The sequence below is a fragment of the Nostoc piscinale CENA21 genome (assembly GCF_001298445.1).
In the GTDB taxonomy this organism is placed as follows: Bacteria; Cyanobacteriota; Cyanobacteriia; order Cyanobacteriales; family Nostocaceae; genus Nostoc_B; species Nostoc_B piscinale_A.
This window is the reverse complement of sequence record NZ_CP012036.1, coordinates 5,034,231-5,046,162: the sequence shown is the minus strand read 5'-3', so window position 1 is coordinate 5,046,162 and position 11,932 is coordinate 5,034,231. Positions and strand designations below refer to the sequence as shown.

The following is an 11,932-nucleotide window of genomic DNA, read 5'->3' as shown; positions in this document are numbered from 1 at the left end:
AACTATTAGGCAAGTTATCCTGAGAGTTAATACTGATAACAAACTAATAGCTGTTCTGCTCAAAATTGGTTAGCAAAGTAATATTAATATGATTGGTTAACAAATGTTTCAAAAATAATATATAGTTAACAAATAATAAAAATGAATTACGAATTTACCTCATTCCCAAATCTAGAAACAGAACGTCTAGTTCTACGCCAGGAAACCTCTGAAGATGCCTTAGCAGTCTTGAGGGTGTTTTCTGACCCAGCAGTGACTAAATTTCATGATCTAGATACTTTCACAAAAATTGAGGAAGCGATAGCCCTCATTGAACGACGAATAGAACGCTTTCACAGTGGGCGTGTTATCCGTTGGGGAATTACTATAAAGCCAGATAATAACTTGATTGGTTCTTGTGGCTTTATGTAGAACCAACTATCAGATAGTGCTGAAGTTGGATATGAACTTGCCAGTACTTTTTGGAGGCAAGGGATTATGACTGAGGCATTAAAATCAATTTTAAAATTTGGTTTTCACGAGATAAAGGTAAAGTTTGTAGTTGCCTAAGTCATGCTAGAAAATGTCGCTTCTAAAAAACTGTTAGAGAAATTGGGTTTTCAAAGTCAAGGGGTGATGAAACAGCATGACTTTTGGAATGGTCAGTATCATGATTTAGAAAAATTCATCCTGACACATTCCGGCAAATCTGTTTAAAAATCGGTACAAAATTACTCGCCGTAGACTGTCACCATAATTTGACGTTGGCGGGGTTTGATATCACATTCCAAATGAAAAATTTGCTGCCAAGTACCCAAAACTAACCTACCATTCTGCACAGGAACGGTGAAGGAAGGGCCTAGCCAAGTCGCTTGTAGGTGCGAATGTCCATTACCATCGTGCCAGGTTTTTTCATGTCCATAATCACGGCTGGGGGGAATGAGTTTGTTGAGGATGGCTGGTAAATCTTGTTGTAGTCCTGGTTCAAATTCAATCGCACCAATAGCAGCCGTACTGCCAATATTAAATACATTCACCATCCCAGCCCGAATACCAGATTTTTTAACGATTTGATGGACTTTCTCAGTCAAATCGTGCATTTCGCCATGACCTTTGGTGGCGATCGCAATTTGTTCTTGATAAACCATAATTATGCCAATCTCAGATGGGGACACTTAGAGAGAAACGTTGCTGCTTTGTTATCAGCATCTGGGTTGTGAATATGGGCTGGTGTTGGTCGAATAATGCCAGAAAACAAGTCATCTAGTCCGTAAGGTGTCAAAAACTCCCATTCACCTTGGCTATTTAACCTCACACCAACAGCAGTGGCGGTGTGTAACCAATCTTGTATCCCATCCTCCGTACTAGTATAAGTACGCTTACCAGTCCGCCACCGCGCAAAACTAGCCTGATTTTTAACATCAAACTTATAGTTAGGGAATTTCTCTGTAAGACTGGTTTTGGCTGCTAATTCCTGAGAACGATCGCCGATTTCATCAAAAAAGGCAATATCAAAGTCATTGATGACTAAGGCACAGTTTTCGCCAAATACTACCCGCCAAACGCTGTTGCGGACTGCGCCTCCAGCTAACCACCAGTTAGGTAAGTTGACTTGGGCGATCGCTGGTAATACAGTCCCGATCGGTGTGTCAGTTAAAATTGCTTGTAAACGAGCATTCGTAGTCATCGGAAACTTATAGAATTCTTCGCTAGAATGTGAAGATATTATGAGTTATCTTCGACACCAAGAAAACTCTTATCTAGATTTTTTGATAATTTTCATAATTACTCAACTAAACCTACTGTTATTTGCGGAAAAGTAACGTTTACTTCAGTAGTTTACTGGGTGAAATTAAAACCCTATCTTGCCCATTCACCGTACATTTCCCGATTACAACTGTGCTAGGCATCAGTGTAGGCTTGAGTTGCCCAATGCAGCTAATTGGCTGTTTAGTTCCATTTATAGCAAATTGTTTATTCTTTTTATGTAAAAAAAATATTACTGATTGTGCTAGACTTGACAAAATTACTGATAAATTACAGTTCTTTCACAAAAACGTGCCAATGCTCCAGATCAACCTCAAGAAAATTGCGGGTAATCACGTAGAGCAAAGCTCATTTACTGCTAATTATCACCAGTATTATAAGCGATCGCTCGTTGATGAAAAAGCTCTAAAATCACGTTTCAGTCCTAAGCATAATCACAGATTAACGCTACAGTGGTTATCTGCCTGTAGGAATACAAGCTGAGGCGATCGCTGTGTAAAAAATATCCCTGATTTCAGCAAACAACATCTATTATCCTGATTGACAACTGTTGCACAATTACACTAGCTTTCTATTTCAGTACACATAGTGAGTTACAAACTGCAATCAATAGAGTATCAATCATAAATTGTTTAACTGTATAGCATTTATCCAGGCGAAAATATCACATTTAAGTAAATTTTTCAGGAGTAAAAAGTTTTGATGAAATCAACGAACTCTGCAATAAATAAAATTAAAGAAGAGAATTATCTGCCAAAACAAAAACTTAAAAAAATCTAAAGTATTTTAGCTTTTACTCAATGTTAAGAACTGGTTAACTGGTTCTTAATAATTAATAAGAGCCTGGATATATATCATAATTTTGGTACATAATTTTTCTTAGATGAATCATCATTTGTGATAAATTAACATGGTTTTCCATCAACAACAACTAACTTTTTTTAAATAACTAAGGAAATTCACAAATGTTTAGACAGGGTTATCGAGCAGACAACATTCGCAAAATTGGCAATCAGAATACTGGAAATAAATTGCCTAATATCAAAGAAAAATTGAAATTTTGGCGGATTACCTTTTTAGAGTCAATGCCATTTTTGCTGGCTTGCACTGTATTTTTGAGTGTGATCAGCTTACACAGCCCTGTACTGCTTTTTTGTTTATTAATTGGTAGTTTAATTGTTATATCGATACAACAAATTGGGCAATTGGTCAATTTACCCAGCCGTTGGCGGATTGCATTACAAATCTTGGTACCAATAGTAATTTTAAGCTTATTTTGGTTAGATTACTTGGCTGCCCCAGCCCAAGCCCAATTTTTTGGCAAAGCCGAAAGATTTTTCAAAACTAATCTTACACAAGGTGCTAATACTAATAGTGCTGGTACAGAAACAGCCGTTAGTTTAATATTCAACGTCCTGAGAGGAATTTACCTGCTTTATATTGCAGTTTCGTTAATTGGGGTAATTAATGCGGTGCGGAAAGATGAAGACTGGCAAAGTATTGCTAGAACCCCATTGTTAGTTGTTTTGGCTGTCACAATTGCCGATGTCATGACAGGCTTCGTGATTGGTAATTAATGGTATGTCTGAAGAACGAGAGCAAGATTTTCGACCAGTCAACCAGATTTTAGGCGCACAACCATCATTAGGGCCAATTCCTGCCGATCAAATTTTTCCTTGGTTAGTAATTGCCCTAACTTCCTACTTTATTATCAATGGCGTTTTTGGTGGCTTATTCACCGATGAATTTCAAAAATGGTTGTGGACATTTTTAATTGCTGGTTGGGGAATCGCAACTTGGTGGATCTTATCTGGTGGTAGGAGTTGGCGTTTTTTTAAGCAAATTTATCGGAGTTCCCACTTGGACTAGAGGCTTTGCTCGTTATCAAAGCTTGCTGGAAATTAATCATGAAGCAAAAAATCGGAAAAAAGAGCATCGGCACCCCAGGAAACGAAAGTAGATTAACGCCATTTGAAGACGCTTTACACCTAGCAACAATGCTCCGCATTGCAGTGGATGGACGTGATCTTGGCGCTTATATTTTAGCGAAAGGCACGCAAAGAGATAGATTTTGCTTTGTCTTTGGCTTTGAATGTAAAGGCATCCATACTACATTAAGAAGTGAACAAATAAATACTATATTTAATAATATTGAATCTGGTCTAAAAGATATCCCGGAAGGTGAAAGAATGACCTTACATATAGGGTCTTTTAGTTCCGATAAACAGCGTCAACAAGAACTAGCAGATTTAATTAAAAGTACGCCATCAAATGATATTAAATATTTAATTATGGCAGAAAGAGCCAGAATTAGAGAGTTGACTAACTCTGGCATTCGCAAACCGAAATTTTTACGTATTTACGTCACTTATACCGTAGAACCAAATTCTACTAATGCCGATGATTGGATTGAAAAACTCTTGGCTAGAGCAGAATCTTGGTGGCTGAAATTTAAAGGCGAACTGGAAGAAATCGAAAATCAACGCATTGAAACTGTGATTACCGAGGCTTATAAACAAGGTTTTTGCCGTTGGGAACAGTTGTTATCTAACAAAATGGGATTAGATATTAAGCCTTTAAGTGCAGAAGAACTTTGGGAAGAAGTTTGGTTGAGATTTAACGATACAACCCCCATAGAAATTCCGCAATTACTTACATTAGATGAAACAGGATTACACGAACAAGTTAACTCTGAGTTAGCAAGTAGCAAATTGTTGGTCGAGAATATCCACAGTACAACTTTACTGATGGAATCGACTGTACCTCGTGCCGATCGCCGTTGGGTATATATCAACAATCACTATGTCGGCGCAATGACCTTTTTAGAAAAGCCCGGTGGTTGGCCGAATAAATTTTCGCAACTACGGTACTTATGGGAATTATTAGCGAGAGAAAGCGTAGTTGATACAGAAATCTTTTGCCAATTAACCGCCGCCAATCCCGCTATAGTCAAGACCACATTACAACGAGTGTTGAAACAGTCAAATGTTTCAGCACTTTTGGCACAGGAAAAAAGTAAAACAATTGATGTCAATGCCCAATTAAAATTAAAAAAATCGGTCGCAGCCCAAGAACAATTGTATGAAGGAGCCGTACCGATTCATACAGGAATTGCCATTTTTGTGCATCGTCCCACCCAAGTAAAATTAGATGAAGCCGTCAGATATATTGAAAACTGTTTTCAACGGCCAGCGCAGGTAATTCGAGAAACAGAATATGCTTGGAAAGTTTGGTTACAATCTCTGCCGATAGTTTGGGAAGGTTTGTTAGTTAAACCCTTTAACCGTAGACAGTTGTATTTAACCAGTGAAGTACCGGGATTAATGCCGTTAGTCATGACCAAAGCCGGCGATAAATATGGCTTTGAGTTAATTGCTGAAGAAGGTGGCACACCCATACATTTAGATATGTTTCACCAACACAAAAACCTGGCGTTGTTTGCTACTACCCGCGCCGGAAAATCGGTGTTGGTATCGGGAATTTTAACTCAGGCTTTAGCTCATAATATTCCCGTCGTCGCCCTAGATTTCCCCAAACCAGATGGCTCATCGACCTTTACCGACTACACCGAGTTTATGGAAGGGAATGGGGCATACTTTGATATTTCCAAACAATCGAATAACTTATTTGAACAACCGGATTTGCGATCGCTTTCTCCCGAAGAACAACGCGATCGCCTCCTGGATTATGTCGCCTTTCTCGAATCAGCCTTAATGACAATGGTCTTAGGCTCATCAAGCGAAAATCAACTCCTCTCGCAAACTGTACGTTCTCTCCTTAACCTCGCATTAGGAGCCTTTTTTGCCGATGAAGGTATTCAAGAACGCTATCGCCTCGCCATCAATGGCGGATTTGGTAGCCCAGAATGGCAAAAAACTCCGACTTTACAAGATTTTCTTTATTTCTGTTCACCAGAACATCTGCGTCTCGATTCTGTGAGTGGTCGAGTCGAAGATGCACTTAGTCAAATTCAACTGCGCTTGCGGTTTTGGCTATCTAGCCGCGTCGGACAAGCCATTTCTGCGCCATCCAGCTTTCCCACCGATGCCCAATTATTGGTTTTTGCCTTGCGAAACCTAGCTGATAACGAAGATGCAGCCGTCCTTTCCCTAAGCGCCTATTCCGCCGCCTTGCGCCGTGCTTTAAGCAGTCCAGCTTCTATCTTCTTTATTGATGAAGCGCCAATTTTGTTTGAATTTGACCAAATCGCTGACTTAGTAGGCAGAATTTGCGCCAACGGTGCCAAAGCCGGGATTCGCGTTATCTTATCAGCCCAAGACCCCGATACAATTGCTAAATCTAAAGCCTCATCCAAAATTCTGCAAAACTTATCCACCAGACTCATCGGACGGATTCAACCAGTTGCTGTTGATAGTTTCATCAATATTTTGAAATATCCCCGCGATATTATTGCCCGTAATGCTTCTGAAAGCTTTTTCCCGCGCAAAGAAGGAGTTTACAGCCAATGGTTATTAGATGATAACGGCATTTATACATTTTGCCGCTACTATCCAGGTTACGAACAATTAGCGGTAGTTGCTAATAACCCCCATGAGCAAACTGCTCGTAGAAAAGCCATGCAGCAACACAGTGATAAATACGAAGCAGTTTCTATCTTTGCCCGTCAATTATTAGCGTCTTTACGAGGTGGATAAGCTGTTAAGCATATAAGAAAACATATTGAGATAGCAGGGGCAGAGAGCAGAAAGTAAGGGAGAAAATTTGCCAATTTTAATTATCTTAAATTCAATTCCTCACACAATTTCAGGTAAATTTATGCGGAAAACAACTTTATTTACATTAGTCTTTTCTAGCTTATTAATTTTGCCAGCGATGGCACAGCTCGGCAAAGTTTGGACTGATTTTCAATATTATTCTGTAGATTTACAAAACTATCTCAGAAGCAATGTCAATGAAACTTTTAGACCATTAGATATTAGAACTCAAGGTGCGCTGAGTAATTATAGTGGTGAATTGAATCTACCTGATCCAGTATCAGCCGGGAGACAAGTACGCAACGATATTATTATTAACTCCATTTCAGGAAGATATGAAAATAATTCCGCAGTTAATGGCGCAGGCGTGAGTAATGAAGTTAATCGCATAGTTACTCGCGGGGCTGTAGTTGGGGTTCTGGGTCGAGAGGGACAAATACGCGTAAAAACTAAATTAGAAGATACCGAAAGAAGTATTGAAACTATTGCCCAGACTATTGAAGATGCTGATAGTTTTCTTGACAAAATTAAAGACCAGGTATGTCAGATAGCAAATACAGGTGGTATGGCAAATGTTGCTAACCAAACTTTATGTCAATCGAGTATACAACAAGAGACAACTGTTAAAATCCTCCAAGAACAATCCAAAATCGTTGCCGAAAATCTTGCTCAAACCATTCAAACAAATCAGTCAATACAATACTCAAATTTAAATTTAGCAAATATTTCTCAGCAAATTGAAGAAGCAAACCGCGCTCGGCGAGTTGATTCAGCTACAGAAGCAGCAAGACTTTTACGGACTGCTTCGCAAACAGACTTATTTGGACGCGAACCGTAATTATTAATCATCAAACAATGTGATTTAAAATGCAGCTTTATCTTGCACAAGTTTTTCCCGGCATTACAGATACTCTAGAAAATGGAGCAACAACAGCTAAAAGTATCGCTGAAAGCTGGGATAATCAATGGGTGAATTTATTACAAAATGACACTAGTAATAACTTATATGGAGCTATCACCAATTTAGGTGTATTTTTTGCTGTTGGGACATTGTTATTTTTCATGGTGCAATGGCTGAAAGATGTCATTTACAGTGAATATTCCCGCCCGATATCTGGGTTAATTTGGCCGTTTGTGGTGGTAGTTTTATTAAGTAACCCTGGCAATGGTAGTGTACTTTCTAACCTAACTTTGGGTGTGAGGAATTTTATTAATACGGTAAATCAACAAGTAGTCACCACCGCCGATGCTGAACAAACTTATCAGCAAGCCATCAGCATGAGTGTGGCGGAAGAAGTTGCAGGTTCGTTACTGCGTCCTTGTCAAGCACTCACTGGTCAACAACAAACTGACTGTTTAAATAAAGCCACTGAACAAATTGATGACCTCTGGCAAGAATATAGAAATAGATATGGTAATAGAACTTGGATAGATAGATTAGAAAATCAAGTTAATCAAATTAAATTCGGTACAGGAATTATCACTGATGCAGCATTTAACGCGCTGTTAGGTAATACGGGACAAACAACTATTAAAAACTTTTTAATTTCATTACAATATGCTTTTCAAAATTTGCTAGAAGCTACGATGTTGCTGATAGCAGCTTTAGGCCCCATAGCAGTCGGGGCTTCATTATTACCTGTTGCTGGTAAGCCAATCTTTGCGTGGATTACAGGCTTTTTAGCAGCGGGAATTGCCAAAATTTCTTTTAATATTGTGGCTGCATTAACATCCGCAGTGATTATTAATGGCCCCGGACAAGATATTAACGCCAGTCCGGATTTAATGTGGTTTATTATCTTTTTGGGAATTTTAGCGCCGTTGTTATCTTTATTTTTAGCTGCGGCTGGAGGGTTTGCAGTTTTCAGCGCGATTAATAATACTGAAACTTTAGTGAGGAATAGAATTTAGCCTTGTGTTTAGAATTCAGAAGTCATAAGTCAGGAGTCAGAATAAATGAGACAACCAGCTAAAACATTTCAAGATTTATTAGTTTGGCAGAAAGCACATCAATTTGTTTTATCAATATATAAGTTAACGAGAGATTTTCCGAAATCAGAAATGTATGTACTTACTTCTCAGTTTAAACGAGCAGCCATTTCTATTGCTGCAAATATAGCTGAAGGTTTTAAGAAGAAGAGCAAAGTTGATAAAGTAAGATTTATGAATATTGCTCAAGGTTCTTTAGAAGAATGCCGCTACTATTTAATTCTGACAAATGATTTGGAATATGCTAGTACTTCAGCATTAACGCTACAACTTGAAGAAGTTAGTAGACTGCTAACAAGTTATGCTAACTCTATTCTGAATTCTGACTCCTGACTTCTGACTCCTTAGAAGGTGATCGTATGGTCAATCTACTTAAAAAAAGACAATCCAAACAAACAGGAAGTGTATTGACAACTTTTGCGATCGCCACTTTCAGTTTGCAAATTTTAGTGTTAATTTTATTTATTATTCAAGGTTTAAACATCCGGCAACTGAGTCTGAGAAAACCACCCAACTTTGTACAGATGATTGATGGTAAGACACCCACGGTCACTGATGAGTTAGCACGAGACACGGAAAGCATCAGCCTGTTTGTCAGTAAAACCATGACCGCGATGTTTAACTGGTCAGGAAACTTACCACCCCAAAATATTGAAGAAGTCGCCAAACCTAAACCAGACCCAGGAATTCAAGTGCGAACGCTCAAAGGTGGGAACAGAAACGTCACCACTAGTACTTGGATAGCGAGTTTTGCAATTTCCGAAGACTTTCGTAAAGGTTTGTTAAGTGCGATCGCTGAACTTACACCCCCAGAAGTTTTTGCTAACAACTCCAGCCAAAACATCACCGCCCAATTAGTCATCAAGCGCCTTTATCCGCCCCAAAAAATTGCGCCTGGTAAATGGCGAGTCGGAATGGTAGCGGACTTAGTACAAACCAAACGTTCCGATAATCGCCGCAAAGTTACAGCATTTAATAAAGATTTATTAGTCCGTGCAGTTGATTATTTTCCCTACCCCTTGAGTGAAAACAGCACAGATTTACAAAAAGCTATATACAGTACGCGCACAGATAAATTAGAAATTTATGAAATTCGGAACTTATGTTTAATAGATGAATATAATTCCCCAGATGACCAAACCAAGCAATGTCTCAATAATAAATCAAACAGTAATTTTCTCAGATAAATATTATTCATGCAAATACTCAAAACCGAAAATAAAAAAAGCAACATTCTCCCTTTATTTGCCGTCGCTACTTTTGGGTTAAATATATTTGCCTTACTACTATTAATGTTTCATGGGTCAATGTTACAAGCTCTGAAACAACAATTAACACCACAAAGTTTAGTACAACTGATAGATGGTCAAGCCATCACAGTAGATCCTAAACCCAGCTTTGAAAGATATCCCGAAACCATTCGGCGGTTTGTGGGTGAAACCATGAGTTTAATGCTCACTTGGTCAGATCAACAACCACCGCAAACAGCTTGGGATATTAGTTCTCAGATGGTATCCAATAACATTAAACAAAAATTACTCTTAGAAATAACAAGTTTAAAATCTGGCTCACAATTTCAAACTATTAATAAAGGTAGTGAATATGTATTAGTGATTGATAGTATTTCCCAACCTACCAAAATCACAGAAGGAACCTGGAAAGTAGAAATGTATGCTCACCAATTAAGCTTTACTAATTATGACAAATTAGGAGTATCCAGTTCTTTTAATAAACAAATTTTCGTCCAGGTTGTTGATGAATCCTTAACATCATTACCAGACAAACCGCTATCTTGGCATTTAGCTGCTTACCGTCTTGGCGAAGCACGGCTACAAATTTACAATATATGTGACATAAAAGACAAAAATTGTTCTTAAACATTATCACCAAAGCCATATACTATGACTTCTTATTCCATTTCTTCAGAAATTCACCCCCAAGGGCTAACAAATCGCACTCATTCCGATTCGCAAAAACACGCAGAATCTTCCGATTGGGAATCAAAAATTGCCAGATTGGTAGGTTTTGAAGAAGAATCAAAAACTGTGAATGTCGAAGCCACCGAAGAGCTAGACATTCCCGAAGCTTTAATCGAAGAACCACAAGAAGTTAAAACCACCCAACCCCTATCATCAAATCCTTTTGCTAAATTAACTTTAGTCGGCTCTGCCACCTTAGTAGTAGTTTTGTTAGCTGGTGGCTTTTTATCCCAAATTATGAGCGGTGGTGGTCAAAAATCAGCGACTCGGCCTGTTTCCGTTCCCACTCCAGCCGCAACCAATACAGCACCCCGCCAGCAAGACTTAGAACAACAAATCGAAGATTTAAAAACCAAATTAGCCCTAGCCGAACAAGCCGATGATGTCGCCGCATCCCAACAAAGCCTGAGAAATCCAGTTAGGTTGGTTTCATCAGTAGATAGTAGACCTAACCGTACAGCCATCAGAAATGTCCGGCCAGCAGTCCAAGCACCAGCCCAGGTAGTGTATGTTCCACGTCAAGTTAATCCACCACTAGCAAGACCTGCTGTTGTGCCACCCGTTATCCCGGAAACTCGCTCAGTACCAGACTTACCACCACCACAAGCAGTTGTGACAACTCCACCTGCGCCACCAGATCCGCTGCAAGAATGGTCAAAGTTGGCTAAATTAGGCAGTTATGGTCAAGTTTCCACAACTGGAACATCGGGAGTGAATATCAGTCAAGTTCCCCCAGTTGATAATAATAGAGTGACATCACCAGAAGTAACACCACCCGAAACCCAACCACAACCTCAAACAAATCCTGGACTTGGTACAACTCAAACTCAAGGGCCGAAGACAGTAGCAGTTGGTACTAGTACTAAAGCCGTAGTTGCTACAGCGATTTTTGGCGAAACTACCAGAACCAGAGGTAATGACAAAGATGATGATGAAGATAAAAATGTCTTTGTCATTCAATTAAAACAACCTTTAAAATCTATCGATGGTCAAGTTGCAATTCCGGCAAAAACTGAGTTATTAGCTGAAATTAAATCTCTGTCTGAGCAAGGTTTGTTGCAGTTGAACGTAACCAAAATTGTCTCCCAAAAGGACGGTGTTTTGACAGAAACAACCTTGCCTAAAAATGCGATTATTATTCGTGGTGTGAAAGGCAGACCTTTAATCGCAAATAAATTTCCTAATGCTAGTGGCTCGATTGCAAGTATGGATTTAGGGTTATTTGTATTGGGCGGTATTGGTAAAGCCGCAGAGTTATTTAACCGTACAGAGGCTCAAGTAGTCACAACAACTGCTACAGGTACGATTGTGAGTAACACTAATCCCAGACGTAACATTTTAGCTGGGGTATTAGAAGGTGGTTTTAACTCTGTAATTCCCCAAATTTCTCAACGTAATCAGCAAGCAATTGCCCAATTAACTCAACAAACTAACGTGTGGTTTATCGCGGCGGGTAAAGAAGTGGAAGTCTATGTCAATCAGCAGTTACAGTTTTAATTTTGA

11 protein-coding genes and 2 pseudogenes are annotated in these 11,932 nt (G+C 39.0%); 11 read left to right on the top strand and 2 right to left on the bottom strand.

What is annotated here, in order from left to right:
• The first annotated feature begins 141 nt into the window (after window positions 1-141).
• Both ACX27_RS21570 and ACX27_RS34170 read left to right on the top strand, forming a co-directional pair.
• Window positions 142-549 (top strand): annotated as a pseudogene (locus ACX27_RS21570) (GNAT family N-acetyltransferase).
• 3 nt (window positions 550-552) lie between these two features.
• Window positions 553-696, top strand: a complete 144-nt coding sequence (locus ACX27_RS34170) for a GNAT family N-acetyltransferase (RefSeq protein WP_235526309.1) — start codon at window positions 553-555, stop codon at window positions 694-696.
• Window positions 697-710: 14 nt separating this feature from the next.
• Here ACX27_RS34170 and ACX27_RS21565 read toward each other — a convergent pair whose 3' ends face one another.
• Entirely contained in the window at window positions 711-1,127 is a 417-nt protein-coding gene (locus ACX27_RS21565; protein WP_062295401.1) for a secondary thiamine-phosphate synthase enzyme YjbQ, read from the bottom strand.
• Between the two features lie 2 nt (window positions 1,128-1,129).
• Entirely contained in the window at window positions 1,130-1,666 is a 537-nt protein-coding gene (locus tag ACX27_RS21560) for a nucleotidyltransferase family protein (RefSeq protein ID WP_062295400.1), read from the bottom strand.
• A 1,045-nt stretch (window positions 1,667-2,711) separates the two neighbouring features.
• Between ACX27_RS21560 and ACX27_RS21550 the strand changes: the two genes are divergently transcribed.
• From ACX27_RS21550 to ACX27_RS21510, 9 genes and pseudogenes are all read left to right on the top strand, one after another.
• Window positions 2,712-3,323, top strand: coding sequence for a hypothetical protein (locus ACX27_RS21550; protein ID WP_062295396.1), 612 nt, complete (start codon window positions 2,712-2,714; stop codon window positions 3,321-3,323).
• A 4-nt stretch (window positions 3,324-3,327) separates the two neighbouring features.
• Window positions 3,328-3,706: pseudogene (locus tag ACX27_RS21545) on the top strand (hypothetical protein).
• Window positions 3,654-6,401, top strand: a complete 2,748-nt coding sequence (locus tag ACX27_RS21540) for a hypothetical protein (protein WP_062295394.1) — start codon at window positions 3,654-3,656, stop codon at window positions 6,399-6,401. Before ACX27_RS21545 ends, ACX27_RS21540 begins: the two are co-directional and overlap by 53 nt.
• 121 nt (window positions 6,402-6,522) lie before the next feature.
• Window positions 6,523-7,299, top strand: a complete 777-nt coding sequence (locus ACX27_RS21535; RefSeq protein WP_062298485.1) for a hypothetical protein — start codon at window positions 6,523-6,525, stop codon at window positions 7,297-7,299.
• Between the two features lie 29 nt (window positions 7,300-7,328).
• Complete coding sequence (locus ACX27_RS21530; RefSeq protein ID WP_062295392.1) at window positions 7,329-8,372, top strand: hypothetical protein; 1,044 nt, start codon at window positions 7,329-7,331, stop codon at window positions 8,370-8,372.
• Window positions 8,373-8,417: 45 nt separating this feature from the next.
• Window positions 8,418-8,783, top strand: coding sequence for a four helix bundle protein (locus ACX27_RS21525; protein WP_062295390.1), 366 nt, complete (start codon window positions 8,418-8,420; stop codon window positions 8,781-8,783).
• Between the two features lie 26 nt (window positions 8,784-8,809).
• Entirely contained in the window at window positions 8,810-9,637 is an 828-nt protein-coding gene (locus ACX27_RS21520) for a hypothetical protein (RefSeq protein ID WP_062295388.1), read from the top strand.
• A 9-nt stretch (window positions 9,638-9,646) separates the two neighbouring features.
• Complete coding sequence (locus ACX27_RS21515) at window positions 9,647-10,327, top strand: hypothetical protein (protein WP_062295386.1); 681 nt, start codon at window positions 9,647-9,649, stop codon at window positions 10,325-10,327.
• Between the two features lie 24 nt (window positions 10,328-10,351).
• Window positions 10,352-11,926, top strand: a complete 1,575-nt coding sequence (locus ACX27_RS21510) for a TrbI/VirB10 family protein (protein ID WP_062295384.1) — start codon at window positions 10,352-10,354, stop codon at window positions 11,924-11,926.
• Window positions 11,927-11,932 lie beyond the last annotated feature (6 nt).